Raw genomic sequence first — 17947 nt, 5'->3', positions numbered from 1 at the left:
TCCTGTAACAGATTTATCAGGTTACCGGAAATTTAATATGTATGGATGTTCCTCCTGAAGCAAAACAGTCATTGGGAGTTTTACATGCCCGGCATAGATGAATGTCACCTGGACAGATATCATTATCTTTTGGTATGACGCCGCATCGGTTTGAATCAATCCATATTTTAAAGTGATACTTTTCGGAAAAAATTTTTATTCTCAGAAGATCAAAGCCCCTGCCGCCTGCATTAAAATCATAGGGTTTTTTTGTTGAATAATCAATTGAGTCGGGAGGCGTGAAATAGTTTTCAAATATCAGGTGTAATTTTTCTCGGGTAAATCCAATGCCGGAATCCGTGACAATCAGTTCAGGATCATTTCCTGTATTTTTCAAGACAATGTCAATTTGACCGGCATCCGGGGTATATTCAAATGCATTCCGGATGATTCCTTTTGTTATGATATCAAGAATTTCAGGCGGAATAAAAACAGGAATATTTTTGTCAATTCGAGTGTTTAAAACACAGTTTCGATGCTGGAATTCCGGTCGAAGCTGATCAATCCTGTTGATAAGATATTCATTCAGGAGAAGATATTTGGATTGGATTTTCTTTGGACCGAAAAGGTTTTCTATGGCATCATGAACCCTTTTTATAATATCAATGTTATCGGTTTCACTTTCAATGAGGATATTTAATTCATCTTTGCATGCATCCAGAAGCCTGTTGAGTATGTGATAGGCTTTGAAATCTTTTTTTCTCAACAGATCTTCAACTTCATACTGAATGTCCAGAATCCTGTTAAGATTTCTTTGTCCTCTTGTGAGAATTTTTTCAATGAGCGGGTCTTGTAATCCAGCGGCTTTAAGTTTTTTTGATAAAAGTTTCATGGATGCACCCAAAACTGAAACAGGAGTTTTTAATTCATGGGCAAGATGGTTGATCACATTGTCTTTTGCACGGTTTAATGTTTTAAGTTCCTTATAAGATCTTTTTAATTCTTCATGTATCCGGGTATTTTCAATGGGCAGAGCAATGGTATTGGTTACCATGCTCAAAAGTTCAACATCCGTGTTGTCAAATTCTCCATGGCTTTTATTGGTAACCGAAATGACACCAATGATCCGGTCTTTGAGTTTTATCGGAACAGACAGCATGTTTTTTGTAACAAGATCGGTTTCATCTTCAACCCGTCGCAGAAAAAACGGGCAATTTGCAGCATCTAAGATAATAAGGGGTTCTCCGGTTTTGTAAACACGTCCGGAAACCCCCTGGTCAGCAGAAAACCTGATTTTTTTAAACTTTTTTTCCGATTCAGCATTCCGGTACTGGGCAGAAAAAAAATAGAGTTGATCTTTTGATTTGTCCGCAAGTAAAATAAAAGCACCTTCCACGGATATCAGTTTCTGGATTTCCTTGTTGATAAAAGCGATCAGATCTCCTAATTCCAGATACTGGTGCAATGCCCTGGAGATCCTGAACAGAATCTGGTTGCTTTTTTCCATGCGCTTTTCTGTAGTAATATTTCTCAGTATCAATACCTGTCCTGCCGGTTTATTCTGTTCATCGTACAGAATTGAGCCATCAATTGATATATCAAGAATTCGTCCGTCTTTAGTGTATCTTTGGGTTTCAAACTCATGAATTGATTGGTTTTCAAACAATTGTTTCATTCCCTTTTTTGCCTGTGCAATCAAGTGATCAGGAATGAATTTAATGTTTTTTCCCTTTACCTCTTTTAGGGTCCAGCCAAAGACTCTTTCAAATGCGGGATTGATGTATTCGACTTTTTTGTCAAGGGTGAATGCAAAAACCGGGTCAGGCAGGAATTTTAAGAGTGTGTGGAGCCGCTTTTGTGCAAGACGGCTTTTCTGGTACAATTTTCTGGCTGATTTTTCTGCTTTTTGTGCGTTTTGAAGTGCTGATGGGTTGTCTGCCGATTTCATTTATACACCTTGAAAAAAATACAGGTTGATTGTGTTAGACAGGTACTTATACTCAGAATATGGTCATAGTTTCAATAGAATATCTTAAAAAAGATTAAAGGTGCCATTGTTATCCTTGTTGTTTTATCCATAAAATTGAAAAAGTTATTTGTGTATTGTTCAAAAAATAAAATTTTAAAATTTGACTTTTTGAACAATACCGGGTATTTAGTAGAGTTTTGATTATTATATCCTATAAGGAGTTGGTGCTTGTCATGCTAAAACTTGATTTTGAACTTGATTTTAAAAAAGGCAATGGTTTGATTCCGGTCATTGCACAGGATTATAAAACAGGTGAGGTGTTGATGCTTGCTTATATGAATAAACAAGCCTTTGATGAAACCGTGAAAACACATAGAGCAACATATTACAGCAGATCAAGACAAACGCTATGGAAAAAAGGGGAAACATCCGGCCATGTACAGAATGTCAGGGAAATCCGGGTGGATTGTGACAATGATACGGTTCTCTTAAAGGTGGATCAGGTCGGTGGTGCAGCCTGTCATAAGGGCTATAAAAGCTGCTTTTTTTCAAAAGTTCAGGACAATGATTTGAAAATAGTAGAGTCAAAAATTTTTGATCCCAAAGAGGTATATAAATAAAGGTATAAAGGTATATAAATAAATGGAAAAAATACTCAAATTGGGCATTCCAAAGGGAAGTCTTCAGAATGCAACAATCAATCTGTTTAAACGGTCAGGATGGAAAATTAATATTGAAGGCAGAAGTTATTTTCCGGATATTAATGATGATACCATTGAATGCGCCCTGTGCCGTGCCCAGGAAATGTCCATTAATGTGGAAAGCGGTGTTATTGATGCTGGATTGACAGGGCTTGACTGGATCGCAGAGCATGAATCAGATGTTCATGTGGTGGCTGATCTTATTTATTCAAAGGTCAGTGCCCGCCCTGCCAGATGGGTGATTGCCGTGGCAAATGATTCGTCTATAAAAACTCTTGAAGACCTTGCAGGAAAAACTATTTCCACCGAGCTTGTAAAGTTTACAAAGCGGTTTTTCAGGGATCGGAACATTGATGTGAACGTGAAATTTTCCTGGGGTGCAACAGAAGCCAAGATTGTTTCCGGGCTGGCTGATGCTATTGTGGAGATTACGGAAACCGAAAGTACGATAAGGGCTCATAACTTAAGGGTGATCCATGAAGTCATGGAAACAAATACCCAGTTGATTGCCAACAAAACTGCCTGGGAAAATCCTGCGAAAAGAGAAAAAATAGAACAGATTGCCATGCTGCTGCAGGCAGCCCTGGTTGCAGACAAGCTGGTGGGAATAAAAATGAATGTTCCTGAAAATAAAATCGCCAGGATTGTTTCTCTTCTGCCAAGCCTGAATGCACCCACCATTGCCACCTTGTATCAATCCGACTGGTTTTCCGTTGAAAGCATTATTGATACAGGGCTGGTCAGGGATTTGATTCCAAAGCTGCTCAAAGAAGGTGCGGAAGGAATAATTGAATACTCGTTGAACAAGGTGCTGTAAATGAAACCTGCCACTCGATGTGAAACAATCACTCCCTTTATTGTTATGGAGATTCTTGAAAAAATTCATAAAATGGAGGCGGAAGGTATTAAGGTTGTGCATATGGAGATCGGGGAGCCGGATTTTAATGTGCCCGAATGCGTCACAAGAGTAGGCATTGAATCTTTTTTGGCAAATCAGACACATTATACTCACAGCCTGGGCGATATTCGTCTTAGAGAAGCCATCAGCCAGTATCATAAAACAACCTATGGAACAACCATTGATCCGGGACAGATACTTGTAACATCGGGCACATCTCCTGCTATGCTGCTGTTGTTTTCCGCTCTTTTAAATCCAGGGGATGAGGTCATTATTTCCGACCCGCATTATGCCTGCTATGCAAATTTTATCAATTATGTTCAAGGGGTTCCTGTGACGGTTCCGGTTTTTGAGGATGAAGGGTTTGTGTATACTCCGGAAGCAATAAAAGAGAAAATAACCTCTAAAACCCGGGCTATTTTCATTAATTCCCCGTCCAATCCAACAGGGAATGTCATTTCCCAACAAAGAATGCAGCAGATTGTACAGATTGCAGAGATTAACAATCTGTATGTGATTTCAGATGAAATTTATCATGGGCTGGTCTATGAGGGAAAGGAACATTCCATCTATGAATTTACAGACAAGGCCTTTGTGTTGAACGGGTTTTCAAAGCTTTTTGCCATGACCGGTATGCGTCTTGGATATTTGATATCGCCGCCTCAGTTTGTACGGGCATTGCAGATCCTTCAGCAGAATTTTTTCATCTGCGCTAATTCCGTGGCTCAGCTCGCAGGTGCAGCCGCCTTGACCGATGCTCATAAAGAAACTGAGCGTATGAGAGAAATCTATAATAAACGTCGCCTTTATGTTATTGGGCGATTAAAGCAGATGGGCTTTGGGATAACCATAGAGCCAACTGGTGCATTTTATGTTTTTGTCAATGCAAAACATATTTCAAATGATTCATATGCCCTTGCCTTTGATATCCTGGAAAAAGCCCATGTAGGGGTCACCCCTGGGATTGATTTCGGAGCAAACGGGGAAGGGTATTTGCGATTTTCCTATGCCAATTCCATGGAAAATCTGAAACTTGGTTTAGACCGTTTGGAAGGATATTTAAAAGGTCTGTAATGATAATTAAAACAGTTCAATTTGTTAAGAGCGCTGTCAAACCCTCCCAGTACCCGGAATATGATTTCCCGGAAATTGCTTTTGCGGGTCGTTCCAATGTAGGCAAATCTTCTTTGATCAACACATTGATCCAGAGAAAAGATATGGTGAAAACCAGTTCAAAACCTGGATGTACACAGCTGATCAATTTTTTTATGATCAATGAGATCCTCTCCTTTGTAGATCTGCCGGGATATGGATATGCCAAGGTGTCAAAAAAAATCCGGGCACAATGGCAACCAATGGTTGAACTGTATCTTTCACATCGCCAAAATCTTCTGGGGTTGATTTTATTGATTGATATTCGAAGAGACCCTCAAAAAGAAGAATTTGATATGATGGACTGGCTGGAAACCCATGACATTCCTTATCTGGTGATTTTAACGAAATCGGATAAATTGTCAAAAACAAATCAGCAAAAAAGACTGTTATCCATTTGCACCCGGCTGGGCCGGGAAAAGAACGGTGTTATTCTTTTTTCAACCAAGACAAAACAAGGAAGAGATACGGTTCTAGAAGAAATTGAAAATTTAATGGGCATATATAATGAATAAGGAAAATGAAACCAATTTCAGATCCGGGTTTGCAGGCATTATCGGCGCTCCCAATGCAGGCAAATCCACCTTGCTCAACCAGGTGCTGGGCCAGAAAATTTCCATTACATCAAAAAAACCTCAGACGACCCGGGATAGAATCCTTGGCATTGTTAACACTGTTTCCTCCCAGATTGTTTTCGTTGACACGCCGGGAATTCATAAAAGCACCACATTACTGAATCGGAGAATTGTTGATCAGGCTCTGCTGGCTCTGGAAGATGTAGATGTTATTTTGTTTATGGTGGACGCAGCTGCCAGGAATTATTCTGCAGAAAAACTGATCATATCCCAATTGAAAAAAACATCTAAGCCTGTTGTTCTTGCGTTGAATAAAATTGATCTGGTGGATAAGGGACTTGTCTATCGGCTTGTTGAGGAATTCCGAAAACTGCATGACTTTAAAGCCATTATTCCGGTTTCAGCTATAAAAGATATTCAGGTGAAAAATCTAATTGAAGAAGTTGAAAGTTTATTGGCCAAAGGTCCCAGGCTTTTTCCGGAGGAGACTTTTACGGATGTGTCGGAAAAATTTATGGTCAAGGAGATTATCAGGGAAAAAGTATTTCGATTGACCGGTATGGAGATACCGTATTCAAGTGCAGTTACTGTGGATTCGTTTAAAATGGAAAAAAAGCTGATTGTGATCCATGCCAGTATTCATGTTGTCAGGGATTCTCAAAAGGGTATCATTATCGGGAAAAAAGGCTCAATGCTGTCCAAAATCGGGTCGAAGGCAAGAAAAGATATCGAAAAAATGACAGGGCAGAAAGTGCTTCTGAAGTTGTTTGTAAAGGTTACCAAAAACTGGATAGACAATGGAAGGATGTTAAGCGAATTTGGTTACTAACTGCCATGGATCAGTTTTTTACTTTTACAGATGAAGCGTTCTTGAAAAAAGAACGGGACAAGGCAAGAAAGCTGAGATCCAGTCAATGGTGGAAGCGCAAACGAGCTTCAGGGATTTGTCACTATTGTCATAATGCTTTTTTGCCCAAAGAACTTACTATGGATCATATCATTCCTCTATCCCGAGGGGGAAAATCGGAAAAATTTAATCTTGTGCCATGCTGTAAAGAGTGTAATACAAAAAAACGGCAGCTTCTTCCCTTTGAATGGAAGGAGTACATGGACTCCTTAAAGAAATAAACAGCGGACAAGCATTATTTAAAGCGTTGTTTTGCCCGCTTTTTATTTTAAAATTAAGATTTTTTGTTATTTTTTATTACAGAGCCTGTGAATGGTTTGTGCGTGCCATTCTCCTCGACCTGAGAAGGTAGGCTGATTCAATTCAATCAAACGGCTGGCAACCTGATCAAATGTGGCGCCTTCGGACCGCATGCTGTGGATTATATCCATGATCGCTTCACGGCTAAGAAGTGTGTTTTCAGTTGCAATTGTTTTTTGGGTCGGTTTTGCTACGATTTTTTTTCTTTTTCTAACCACAGGTTTTACAGGTTCGATATTTTCAACAGGTGCTTTTACAGGTTCAGCGATATTCAGTTCAGGTTCTATTTCCGGTTCCTGAGAGGTTACATAATGGTGTTCAAATATTCTTTCTGGCACACTCTCTTGTTCAGGTTCTGTCTCCTGTGCTGGGGCGATATTAAGATGATCTACAATCCGTTCAATAGCAATGACCTGTCGTTCCAACATATCTGCAGTTCGTTCTTGAACATTGATAAGGTAATCTTGATTTTTAGCCAGGGTTTCAAAATGAGTGCTTAAATTTTCAATGGCCTCTGCCAGTATGGATGTTGTAGTAGTCTCATCCATTGGAATCTGATTTCCAGGCTGATGTTGTATGGGGGGTCTTTTCATTTGTTGATTTCTAGAGTTCTGATATCCGCCATGTGAATTAAATCTTGGCTGGCTTGTATAATGATAAGAATTATCATAGTTTTTGCGCGTTTTAGGGGTGCGCGGTTTTTCAGATTGGCCATTACGAAGGCTTTGTAGGAAATCGTTCATTGGGTTTGTATCCTCCTCGGACTATTAAAACGTCAAAATGGCATCACCAAGTTTGACTATATACTTGAATTTTTCAACTCTTTGATAAATTTTTAAAGAAAATTCTGAGATTTTCTTTAATTTCGGTTACATAATACGTCGGTTTGTCATTTATCTATTTTTTTCAAGCCTTTGTCAAGCTTTTTTTAGGATTCTCAAAATGACGACAAGGATTCGCTTTGTGGTTATTTTTATTCGTTTGAAACACGATTTGCTTTGTGATAAATTTATTTTTTTTAAATAACGCCCATGGCAGATTGGCTTGCCAGAACAAAAAAAATGGAACTTTTGTTATTACAGTATTTTGAATGGAGTTTCATATAAAAATTTTTATGGACATTAAGGACAAAATTAACATGACCGAAAATAAAGCTTATGTGACACGTTATAAAATTGAAGATCCGAGCATTGTGAAAGCAGATCTTCTTGAACCCATCCCATACGCATACAAATCCAAGCGAAGTATTGATATTATCATAAAACAGCCGGAGTATACGTCGGTGTGTCCAATGACAGGTCTGCCGGATAATGGTTGCATCACGATAAAATACAGACCGGACCAGACCATTGTGGAACTTAAATCATTAAAATATTACCTGTTGCAATTCAGAAACGTGGGCATGTTTTATGAACATGTGGTCAACAAGATTTTAGACGACCTGGTTCAAGTTTTAACACCTTTGAAAATGGAGGTCACAGGCGAATTTACTCCGAGAGGGGGGATCAGTTCCATTGCAACGGCTGTTTATGAAAAGGAATAAAAAGCTTATACCGGTCTGGTTTCAAACTGTCCGATTTTAGGTGGTCTGGTTTCAAGCAGTTTGGTTTCAAATTCTTTGATCAGTTCCAGTGCATGATTCATTGAATCAATCCGGGATAGATTTTTTCTGAAATCAGAACATCCGGGCAAGCCTTTGACAAACCATGAAAGCCTGCCTCTGAGCATTCTGCAGGCAGGCTGTTCCCCAAAATATTCCACATACATTTGTGTCAATCGTTTCATTATTTTGAATATGTCCTGTTCTGAAGGTGTTTGATAAGATCCGGTCTCAAGAAAATCATCTATCTGGGAAAGTATAAAAGGATTTGTCATGGCTGCACGTCCAACCATGACGGCATCACATTTTGTGTGAGCGATCATCCGGATGGCATCTTCAACGCAATTAATATCACCATTGCCAATGACAGGAACAGACACACGCTGTTTTAGCTCTTTAATCAGGTCCCAGTTCGCCGTGCCTTTGAATCCCTGGCTTGCGGTCCTGGGATGCATTGCAATGGCATCTACTCCTGCATTTTGAGCGATTTGTGCAATATTGAACGCCTGGTGTCCCGAATGGTCCCAGCCGGACCTGATTTTTATGGTCAAGGGCAGGCAGGTTGCTTTTCGTACGGCAGTCAAAATAGTTTCACTTAGTTTGGGGTCTTTCATCAATGCCACCCCTGCACCTTGTTTTACAACTTTTTTTACACTGCAGCCGAAATTAATGTCAATGATAGCGGCAACTTCCAGATCCTGTACCACTTTTGCCGCCCTTGCCATGGAGTCGGGATCAGATCCGAACAATTGAACCGACAGGGGTATTTCTTCTTTTTTTGAGGATAACAGAGTCAGGGTTTTTTCCGAGTTGTAAAAAATCCCCTTGGCACTGATCATTTCAGAACAGACAATTGCACAGCCGCATTCTTTTACAAGAAGCCGGAACGGCAGGTTGGTTATACCTGCAAGGGGCGCTAAAAAAGTTTTGCCGTGAATTTTCAGATCGTGAATTTTCAGGTTGTTAGCTTTCATTGGATTGCGTTTTTCAATGTGGTATCGATTTTAGGGTTGGCATAACAAAAAAGGCAATTATGGAAACAAGGGTGGTCGTCATATGATCCAACATCAATGGATTCGGTGCATCTGCACCCTTGTTTTGAGCGTTGGCCGTAATCTCTTTTAAGTTCGGGATTTCCGCCAAAGATTGTTTTTAATAAATTGCCGTCAACACATGAATTCGCCGATACCCTGCTTTTTATTTCAGGGCTTTGTATGTCACGGGTTTGTGTGTCAAGATTTGATAAGACTTCTTTTTCACAACACAAGTACAGTTTTATCCTAGTGCCGTTCAAAAGTTTTTCCATTCGATGAATCACTTGTGTCTTTTTATCCATGGCCGGGTCGGTAAAAAAAACAGAAGGATGATTTATTTTAGATAAAATTTTAAGCCGTCTTTTAATCTTGGGATAATGATCAAAAAAGCTGGTAACGCATTTTTGAATTCCCAGTTCCGAAGCCTTTTTTGCGATTACGGGAAAATTAGAAAGATTGTTTTTTACCCTCCCTGTGTCTGAGGTTTTATAAAAACAAACAGGATCAAACCGCCAGGATATTTTTTCAGGTCCAAACAAGCAAACAAGTTCTTTTAATTGTTCCAGTCTTTTGTTTAATGGTGGAATATTAGGTTCAAGCAAAGATGATTCGGAATTTATTGTAAAATTAAAATAGATGTTAAATCCCAGTCGGGTAAGCTTTTCTCCGGCCTTTGCCTTGATAAAGGCATCATAGTTTTTTGACCAGAAAACAATTGAATGAATGGTATCCTTGGATGCTTCAACAGCTTTAATGGTTTTGGTATATGGGTTTTTTATGTTGAAAACTCCAAGTTTTATACGGTCCATGAACCAGTCTGTGTAAAAAGCGGGAATATCTGTTCTTCTTGATGCTGATAAGATTATATGCGGATTTTGGGTCATGACTTTTTAAAGTCTGAAAAGGAAATGATCTTGGCCTCTTTTTTGTTTTCTGCCCCGATTTTTTCAGATTCGGTCTTTTCAGATTTTATTTTTCCGGATTTTATTTTTTCAGGGGTTTTCAGATCAGAAGGATTCTCAGAGTTTGACAACGGCAAATCTTCAACAGGGCTTTCAACCTTTTCCAGTTTCATTTTTTTGCCATTCATATGAAATTGCAGGCCATTGATATACTCATCTTTTAAAATCCATGTGACCACCTGTAAAGGAATCTGGAGCATTAATAATTTGATATGATACCAGTCCTTTTTGGCATCCGGCAGGATGCTTTCAACCCTTGCAAACGATACGGGTGCATCTTCAAGATAAATTAAGACAACATCATTGACAGTGGTCATGGTCTCCTCATACTGTTTGATTTTTTTTATTATTTGGTCTTATATAACATAATCTTTTTATAACCAAAAGAATGGAATAAATTTATGACACCTGCGTATGAAAAAAAATGGCAGATTTTTTTCCTTGTTGCAACCTCGATTTTCATGTCAACACTGGATTCCAGTATTGTTAATGTGGCACTCCCATATATGATGCAGGATTTGCAGACAGATATTCAAACCATTCAATGGGTGGTGTTGATTTATCTGGTGACGGTTTCCGCATTACTTTTAACCTTTGGCAGGCTTTCGGATATTAAAGGCAGAAAACCTGTGTATGTTATGGGATTTACCATATTCGTGGTCGGGTCTTTTTTTTGCGGCATGGCTCAAACCCCTTTGTTTCTGATTGTTGCAAGGATATTACAGGGAGTGGGTGCATCCATGTTGATGGCCTGTTCTCCTGCACTTATTGTTGATGCGTTTCCGGTTCAGGAAAGAGGCAAAGCCCTTGGGATGATCGGGGCCGTGGTGGCGGCTGGACTGACAACAGGGCCTGTTGCCGGTGGGATGATTCTGGAATATCTTTCCTGGCCGTTTATTTTTTATATCAATATTCCCATTGGTATTGTGGCAGCCATTGGTGGAATATTTGTTTTAAATGATGTCAAAGGCGCTCAAGCAAGCCGGGAACCCATGGATAAAACAGGAAGCCTTTTATTGATAATTATGTTGTCCAGTTTGATTGTTTTTATGACACAGTTGTCCAGGTGGGGAGTATTTTCAATTCCCTTCTTTTTTTTTGCAGCTCTTTGTATTCTGGCAAGTATCGGTTTTGCGGTAAACGAGGCAAAATCCGACTACCCATTGTTTGATCTGGAACTTTTGAAAATTAAATTATTTGTTTTTCCGGTGATGTCTTCGTCCATACTGTTTGCAGCCCTTTTTGTGATTATTTTTATGATGCCGTTTTACCTGACATATCCTTGTGGTTTTTCAGCATCAAAAACTGGAATGATAATGATTGTTCCTTTTTTGTTTCTTTTGTTTGTCAGCCCCATATCAGGGATGTTGTATGACCGGCTTGGATCAAGGAGGTTGTGCGTGACCGGCATGAGTGTTTTGATGCTGTCCCTGGTGTCATTGATGTATCTGCATCCGGCAATGGGGTGTGTGTCAATTTTGTGGCGAATTGCCCTTGCCGGAATTGGAACCGCCCTTTATGTGTCACCCAATAATACTGCTGTTATGAGTTGTGTGCCGTTATCAAGACGGGGGATTGCATCCGGGGCGGTTGCTACGGCCAGGAATATCGGGATGGTGATTGGTGTGGCCCTGGCCGGATTGATTTTTTCCAGTTCCTTTTCAACGCTTACCAATGGGTCAAGCCTTGAAAATTATTTGGCTGTAATGGAACCTTTTTTTATGATCAGCTTTAAGCGAACAATGTTAATGGGGGTTGTTCTTTCAATTGTTGGAATCGGTGTGACCTTTGCCAGAGGTAAAGAACTCAAAGAATAAATAATGATTAATTGGGCGGGAAATTGACTCTATCTTTTAACTCTTTGCCACATTTGAAAAAAGGAAGGTGTTTAGAGGCAACCTGAACAATTTTACCGGTTTTCGGATTTCTGCCGGTATAGGATTTATATTTTTTCAGATGAAAGGACCATAATCCTCTCAGTTCGACTCGCTCCCCTTTTTGCAGGGCAAGGGCTATTTCAGAAAAGAATAAATTTACAACCTTGGTTGCTTCATCCAGAGTCAGGGAAGATCTATTTTTCAGCATTTCAATCAATTCAAGCTTATTCATTAATTCTCTCCATATTATCTTAAACAATTAAAAAAAATATGTTTTTATAAAAAAACAAAGGATAATTCAATAGGTAAAAACCCCTAGTTATTTAATAAACTCAGGGTTTTTTTTGAAAAAAATATCCACTTTGTCCTGATATTTTGTAATGGAATCAGCTTTTAAGATGGCTTTAAATTCTTTTTTACTATTTTTGAAAGAAGGGCCAAGATAGCTCCAGAATCCTTTCATCCGGCCGGTTAAATGGCCCGGGCCCGAGAAAATTTTTTGATAGCCGGTAAAAAGAGCGTCATGAAAATCTTTTAACCTTTGAATTATGTTTTTATCCACTGCAATTTTTTTTATTTGCTCTGCAAGAAATGGATTGGATAAAATTCCCCGGCCAATCATGAATCTTTTGAGATGGGGGAATCTTTTTTGAACAGTGCAAAATGAATTTAAATCCGTTATATCACCATTGTAGGTTAATGGTAGCTGACAGTTTAAAAGAGCTTTTGCAAATGCATCATGATCCGAGGTTCCCTCATACATCTGTATTCCGGTTCTGGGGTGAAGGATGATTTCATCCAGAGGATATTGATTCAAAACAGGTAGCAGCTTGAATATTTCATCTTTTGATCGTCTTCCCAACCGGATTTTTACAGAAAGTGTATTTGAAATTCTGGGCAGCACGGTATCCAGAAAGGCATCAATTTTATCAGGATACATTAAAAGCCCTGATCCTCTTTGTTTTTTAGCAATTTTTGAATGAGGGCAACCCAGGTTCCAGTTTATTTTTTCATGCCCCATTTCATAAAGGTGATCTGCAAGGAATATAAAATCTTTGGCAACATTTCCGAGGATTTGGGGGATCACAAAAATCTTTTTATTGTTTTCAGGTGCCACATCCTTGATCCTGGAAGGCTTCAGGCGCATCTGACCCATGGTTGAGATAAAAGGGGCTACGGCCTCATCCACGCCTGAAAAATGATCTGAAAATACATTTCGATAGGTCACATCAGTAAACCCCTGAAGCGGGGCAAGTATTATTGTAATATGGTCTTTTTTCATAAACAAAGGACTCATAAATTGGAGACTCATTTTGTGTAATAGGGTATATATATTGTAAAAATCAGAAAAAAACTTTGACAAACATTATTATGATAAACTATACAACCAAGTGTTTTTGGTCTTAGCTTATATATAACATTAAAACAGAATGCAAGGAGTGTTTTAAAGGTATGAAAGAGCTTTTTAAAGAGGTTATCAGGATAAATATGATGGAAGACGCCTTGGCCACTCAAGAGTGTGCCAAAAAATTATTTATCCAATTAAATGCAATGGAGATCCCTGAATATTTTAATTGGGCCTCAGACATATTTGAAGATCTTCATGTCAAAGAAAATCCAGATAAAAAAGCTTTGATCTGGACGGATCTTGATACCAGAGAGACCAAAACATATTCTTATGGAACTCTATTTCAAAAGGCGAATCAGCTGATCAACTTTTTCCATAAATCAGGCGTTGAAAAAGGGGATAGCCTCTATATGATGACGCCGAACTTGCCTGAGAACTGGTTTGCCTGTCTGGGGTGTATCAAGGCCGGAATAGTGAGCGTTCCAACGGCAACGACAATGACTCAAAGAGAGTTGGAATTTCGGTTTGAAATTTATCCTCCCAATGTGGTTGTGGCTGATCAAGCATCGGCAGATCTTATTGATAAAGCTCTCGAAGAAATAAAATTTCAACCCAAACTTAAATTGGTTTTAGGACAAAAGGCAGGATGGACATGCTTTGATGTGATTGAAAATGAATCTTTTGATGCCAAAGCAGCAAAGACAAAATCTGACGATATCCTTTTTTGCTTTTTTACCTCGGGAACAACCGGACTTCCCAAGCGTGTCGGGCACACAGCAGTATCATATCCTGTGGGACATTTGTCAACTGCTGTAATGATTGGTGTCAGGCCGGATGATATTCATCACAACCTGAGCGCCCCTGGATGGGCAAAGTGGTGCTGGTCAAGTTTTTTTGCCCCTTTTAATGTCGGTGCCACAACAATCGGGTTTAAATATTCATTTCTGGATGGCGAACAATATCTTGATGCAGTCTCAAGGCATAAAGTGACAACTTTTTGCGCCCCTCCGACTGTATGGAGAACTTTTGTGAATATGAATCTTGACTCTTTTGACCTGTCTTGCCTGCGAAACTCGGTCAGTGCAGGTGAGCCTTTGAATTCCGATGTGATTGAAAAATGGAAAAAATATACAAAAACACAAATCAGAGATATTTATGGTCAGACAGAATCAACAGCCATGATTGGAACTCCTCCATGGAAGAAAGAAAATATAAGGCCAGGATCTTTTGGAAATCCGTTTTTTATGTATGATATGGCATTGGCTGATGATGAAGGCAATGAGATCACTCAGGCGGACCAAGTGGGGCATATTGTGGTCAAACTGAACAACTGGAGACCAATCGGACTTTTTTCAGAATATATCGGTAATCCTGAAAAAATGAGTTCTGTATTTGTTGATAATTATTATTATACCGGGGACCGTGCATCCTTTGATGAGGACGGGTATTGGTGGTTTGTGGGAAGAGCCGATGATGTGATTAAATCTTCAGATTACAGGATTGGTCCATTTGAAGTTGAAAGTGCCCTTGTAGAACATCCTGCCGTGTCGGAAGCCGCAGTTGTAGGTTCGCCTGATCCAAACCGGTATCAGCTTGTAAAAGCCTATGTGATTTTAAATCCAAATTATCAGGCATCCAGGGAACTGGCGCTGGAACTTTTTAAACATACTGTTACCATTTTGCCAAAATTTAAGATTCCCAGGATGATAGAATTTGTTCCTGAGGTTCCAAAAACCATAAGTGGTAAAATCAGGAGAATTGAATTACGGCAGATTGAAATTACCAAACACGGCAATTCGGTTGATGAAGGCATTAAAGAATATTTTTATTGGGATTTTCCGGAACTGAGTTCTAAAAAAAAATAACATAAAAATTTATAAAACTTCAGGAAGTTGAAATGACATTTCAACTTCCACTTCACCGCTGCCGCTTCTTATGAATTTTGCAGACGGATACTTTTTCTGGAAAACTTTGAGCATTTTCCGGTTTTCCGCCAGAACCGTTGCAATAAATTGTTTATAATTGTTTTCTTTTGCAATAGTTTCCAGAATTTCAAGGAGGTATGAACAAATTCCCATTCCATGGAGATTTTCTTTCACAAGAAATGCCACTTCTGCCGAATTCTCATCTGCTTCCGCATAAGAGCCGATAGCAACGATCTGTTTTCTTTTACCCAACTGCATCAGCCCGATGAAGGTCATGTTTCTTCGATAATCAACATCTGCCCATTGCTTTTGAAGCATGTCTCTTGAAAACACTTTGCGTTTGTTAAAAAAACGGTAATAAATAGAGTCATCCTGCAAAGAATAGTAAAAATGCCTGGATTCAAATTCATCAGACGGCAAAAGCGGCCTGAAAAGAATGTTTTTGCCATTGGTCAGTTTCAATGAATAGTGGTATTGATCCAGAAACAAAAGATCCTGGGTTGTCGGGGGAATCTGGTCCGGGAATATATAATGTCTTTTTTTCGCTTCTTCTATGAGTTCTTTTCTGAATTTCGGATGAGCAATCCGGGCAAGTTCCATAACCCGTTGATAGATGCTTTTTCTTCTCATTTCAGCTATGCCGTACTCTGTGACGATAATATCAATATCTCCCCTGGTTGTTGCCACACCAGCGCCTTCACTTAAATGGGGGACGATTCTTGAAATTTTGTCATTTTGAGCTGTCGATGGAATGATAATAATGGAAAATCCACCTTTTGACATGGCTGAACCTCTTATAAAATCAACCTGGTCACCAATGCCGCTGTAAAAAAGATATCCTTTTGAATCCGTACAGACCTGACCTGTCAGGTCCACTTCAAGGGCTGAACTGATGGAAATGAAATTGTCGTTTTTGGCAATGACATTGGGATCATTTACAAATTCAGAAGATTTAAAATAGAAGATTGGATTGTTATCAACATAATCATATAATTCTTTAGAACCCATACAAAGCGATGCAACAACCTTGTACGGGAGAAGAGATTTTTTTTTGTTGGTGATGACCTTTTTTTTAAACAGCGGTAAAAGTCCGTTGGTGATAACCTGAGTGTGTATACCCAGATCTTTTTTGTCTGAAAGATAGGAAACCACGGCATCCGGCAGGTGGCCGAATCCAATTTGAAGTGTGGCACCGTCATCCACCAGTATATTGACGTAATGGCCAATTCTTTCAATGACTTCCTGGTTTTTGATTCCGGGAAGGGATTCAAGTATAGGCTCTGTATGTTCGACCAGATAATTGATTTCATCAATGTGGACAATACTGTCTCCCCATGTTCTGGGCATCTCAGGATTGACCTGGGCAATGACAATATCTGCATTTTTCATTCCGGAAAGGGTGATGTCAACTGAAATACCCAGGCTGCAATATCCATGATGGTCCGGCGGGCTGACCTGTATCAGGGCAACATCAAGGCCTATTTCGTGGTTTTCAAAAATTTCAGGGATTTGTGACAGATAGACCGGGATATAGTCGATTTTTCCCTCAAATGCGGATTGCCGCATTAATGCGGAAATAAAAAATAGTTTGATGGAGAATCTTGAAAGAAAATTGTCATCATTGACATATTTTGACAGAGTGGAAGAAAGCATTTGATAAATGACAATATCCTGTATGGACAGATCTTCAATCATTGCTTTGATTAATCGTTGCGGTTCTCCACACCCGGTGCCGATAAATACCCTTGAGCCGTTTTTAATTTTTTTGACACTGTCTTCTGCACTCAGTACTTTTTCCGGGCATGTTTCCCTAAGATTCATTCAATTTCTCCTGCTGCGGATAAAAAGATAATTCATTAAATTGGCTAATTATTAAATAAATTTTAATTAAAGTACAGGAAAAACAAGAGATTTGTTTTTAATTTTTAGTACGACGTAGAAACCCCGTCCTTAAGGGTCACGATATTTATAATAAAAACGATTGATTGCTGTTTTTTGTTCGGTATGAGTTGCTTGAAAATTATAGATTTCATCATCTGTCGGTTCATCTGCAGGCTTGTCAAAAGATATCATCAAATGGTATGGTTTGAGCATCTAATAACTGCCACGGGCAGACCTGTCATCGCTTTTTGGTGTGCCCATAACAAAACATGAAAGTCACGGTTTGGATTTTTTGGAGACTTTCATATAAATTGGCTTAAACAGGAGGGTATATGAAAGTTCTTGTTCTTTATTATTCAAAGGGAGGCAATACCAAAAAGCTTGCCCGGGAAATTGTTGAGGGTGTTAATAGTGTCGAGGCGGTTCAGGGTGTATTAAAAAGTACGGATGAGGTAACAAAAGAGGATTTTATTGAAGCTGGCGGGATCATTGCCGGGTCGCCGGTCTATTTTGGTAACATGGCTGCGCAACTCAAGGCTGTATTTGATAATTTTGTCAGCACCCGCAGAAAAATGGAAGGAAAGGTGGGGGCTGCATTCACCACATCAGGCGACCCAAGCGGCGGCAAGGAAACCACCATGATGTCAATTATTCAGGCATTCTTGATATATGGCATGGTTATAACGGGTGATCCTTTGTCTGCCACCGGTCATTATGGCGTTGCCTGTGTAGGCACTCCGGATGATGAAATCAAAGAAAATGCTAAAAAATTAGGGGCAAGAGTTGCACAGCTGGCACTGAAGCTGTCGGATTAGTGCATGCTGTCAAATTTATAACTA

General features: G+C 39.4%; 18 protein-coding genes. 10 read left to right on the top strand and 8 right to left on the bottom strand.

Annotated features, from left to right (window positions below):
* Window positions 1-16: 16 nt before the first annotated feature.
* A complete protein-coding gene (locus TOL2_RS19265) occupies window positions 17-1927 on the bottom strand; it encodes a PAS domain S-box protein (protein WP_051012464.1) in 1911 nt (636 codons plus the stop codon).
* A gap of 254 nt (window positions 1928-2181) precedes the next feature.
* Here TOL2_RS19265 and hisI point away from each other — a divergent pair, with 254 nt between their 5' ends.
* Genes hisI through TOL2_RS19235 form a run of 6 tightly spaced genes read left to right on the top strand, consistent with a single transcriptional unit; the run spans window position 2182 to window position 6402 of the window.
* Window positions 2182-2568, top strand: a complete 387-nt coding sequence (gene hisI, locus TOL2_RS19260) for a phosphoribosyl-AMP cyclohydrolase (RefSeq protein ID WP_014958959.1) — start codon at window positions 2182-2184, stop codon at window positions 2566-2568.
* Window positions 2569-2590: 22 nt separating this feature from the next.
* Window positions 2591-3466 (top strand): ATP phosphoribosyltransferase, encoded by an 876-nt coding sequence (hisG, locus tag TOL2_RS19255; protein WP_014958958.1) that lies wholly within the window; start codon window positions 2591-2593, stop codon window positions 3464-3466.
* Window positions 3467-4621, top strand: coding sequence for a pyridoxal phosphate-dependent aminotransferase (locus TOL2_RS19250; protein ID WP_014958957.1), 1155 nt, complete (start codon window positions 3467-3469; stop codon window positions 4619-4621).
* Complete coding sequence (gene yihA, locus TOL2_RS19245) at window positions 4621-5214, top strand: ribosome biogenesis GTP-binding protein YihA/YsxC (RefSeq protein WP_014958956.1); 594 nt, start codon at window positions 4621-4623, stop codon at window positions 5212-5214. The genes TOL2_RS19250 and yihA overlap by 1 nt, the downstream gene beginning before the upstream one ends.
* On the top strand, window positions 5207-6103 hold the full coding sequence (gene era, locus TOL2_RS19240; protein ID WP_014958955.1) for a GTPase Era: 897 nt from the start codon (window positions 5207-5209) through the stop codon (window positions 6101-6103). Before yihA ends, era begins: the two co-directional genes overlap by 8 nt.
* Before the next feature lie 5 nt (window positions 6104-6108).
* Complete coding sequence (locus TOL2_RS19235) at window positions 6109-6402, top strand: HNH endonuclease (protein WP_014958954.1); 294 nt, start codon at window positions 6109-6111, stop codon at window positions 6400-6402.
* Between the two features lie 66 nt (window positions 6403-6468).
* Here TOL2_RS19235 and TOL2_RS19230 read toward each other — a convergent pair whose 3' ends face one another.
* Window positions 6469-7224, bottom strand: a complete 756-nt coding sequence (locus TOL2_RS19230) for a hypothetical protein (RefSeq protein WP_014958953.1) — start codon at window positions 7222-7224, stop codon at window positions 6469-6471.
* A 395-nt stretch (window positions 7225-7619) separates the two neighbouring features.
* On the opposite strand from TOL2_RS19230, the gene queF reads away from it, so the two are divergent.
* Complete coding sequence (gene queF, locus TOL2_RS19225; protein ID WP_014958952.1) at window positions 7620-8024, top strand: preQ(1) synthase; 405 nt, start codon at window positions 7620-7622, stop codon at window positions 8022-8024.
* A 5-nt stretch (window positions 8025-8029) separates the two neighbouring features.
* On the opposite strand, the gene dusB is transcribed toward queF, so the two are convergent.
* From dusB to TOL2_RS25670, 3 genes are read right to left on the bottom strand one after another with little or no spacing between them, the layout of a single operon-like run.
* Window positions 8030-9055 carry a tRNA dihydrouridine synthase DusB gene (gene dusB, locus TOL2_RS19220; RefSeq protein WP_014958951.1) on the bottom strand — a complete coding sequence of 342 codons (1026 nt, stop codon included), beginning with the start codon at window positions 9053-9055 and terminating at the stop codon, window positions 8030-8032.
* Window positions 9052-9999 carry a DUF1848 domain-containing protein gene (locus TOL2_RS19215; RefSeq protein WP_014958950.1) on the bottom strand — a complete coding sequence of 316 codons (948 nt, stop codon included), beginning with the start codon at window positions 9997-9999 and terminating at the stop codon, window positions 9052-9054. Before TOL2_RS19215 ends, dusB begins: the two co-directional genes overlap by 4 nt.
* Entirely contained in the window at window positions 9996-10394 is a 399-nt protein-coding gene (locus tag TOL2_RS25670; protein WP_014958949.1) for a hypothetical protein, read from the bottom strand. Before TOL2_RS25670 ends, TOL2_RS19215 begins: the two co-directional genes overlap by 4 nt.
* 84 nt (window positions 10395-10478) lie before the next feature.
* Between TOL2_RS25670 and TOL2_RS19205 the strand changes: the two genes are divergently transcribed.
* Window positions 10479-11894, top strand: a complete 1416-nt coding sequence (locus TOL2_RS19205; RefSeq protein ID WP_014958948.1) for an MFS transporter — start codon at window positions 10479-10481, stop codon at window positions 11892-11894.
* A gap of 7 nt (window positions 11895-11901) precedes the next feature.
* On the opposite strand, the gene TOL2_RS19200 is transcribed toward TOL2_RS19205, so the two are convergent.
* Both TOL2_RS19200 and TOL2_RS19195 read right to left on the bottom strand, forming a co-directional pair.
* Window positions 11902-12186: an HU family DNA-binding protein gene (locus TOL2_RS19200; protein WP_014958947.1), complete on the bottom strand. Its 285-nt coding sequence runs from the start codon at window positions 12184-12186 to the stop codon at window positions 11902-11904.
* 87 nt (window positions 12187-12273) lie between these two features.
* On the bottom strand, window positions 12274-13236 hold the full coding sequence (locus TOL2_RS19195; protein WP_014958946.1) for a tRNA dihydrouridine synthase: 963 nt from the start codon (window positions 13234-13236) through the stop codon (window positions 12274-12276).
* Between the two features lie 170 nt (window positions 13237-13406).
* Here TOL2_RS19195 and TOL2_RS19190 point away from each other — a divergent pair, with 170 nt between their 5' ends.
* Complete coding sequence (locus tag TOL2_RS19190) at window positions 13407-15167, top strand: acyl-CoA synthetase (RefSeq protein WP_014958945.1); 1761 nt, start codon at window positions 13407-13409, stop codon at window positions 15165-15167.
* A gap of 9 nt (window positions 15168-15176) precedes the next feature.
* On the opposite strand, the gene TOL2_RS19185 is transcribed toward TOL2_RS19190, so the two are convergent.
* Window positions 15177-17048 carry a GNAT family N-acetyltransferase gene (locus TOL2_RS19185; protein WP_014958944.1) on the bottom strand — a complete coding sequence of 624 codons (1872 nt, stop codon included), beginning with the start codon at window positions 17046-17048 and terminating at the stop codon, window positions 15177-15179.
* 392 nt (window positions 17049-17440) lie between these two features.
* Between TOL2_RS19185 and TOL2_RS19180 the strand changes: the two genes are divergently transcribed.
* Window positions 17441-17923: a flavodoxin family protein gene (locus TOL2_RS19180; RefSeq protein WP_014958943.1), complete on the top strand. Its 483-nt coding sequence runs from the start codon at window positions 17441-17443 to the stop codon at window positions 17921-17923.
* Window positions 17924-17947 lie beyond the last annotated feature (24 nt).

Origin of the sequence: Desulfobacula toluolica Tol2, assembly GCF_000307105.1 — a bacterium.
Lineage (GTDB): Bacteria > Desulfobacterota > Desulfobacteria > Desulfobacterales > Desulfobacteraceae > Desulfobacula > Desulfobacula toluolica.
The sequence above is the reverse complement of the archived record's forward strand: the minus strand, read 5'-3'. Positions and strand labels throughout refer to the sequence as shown.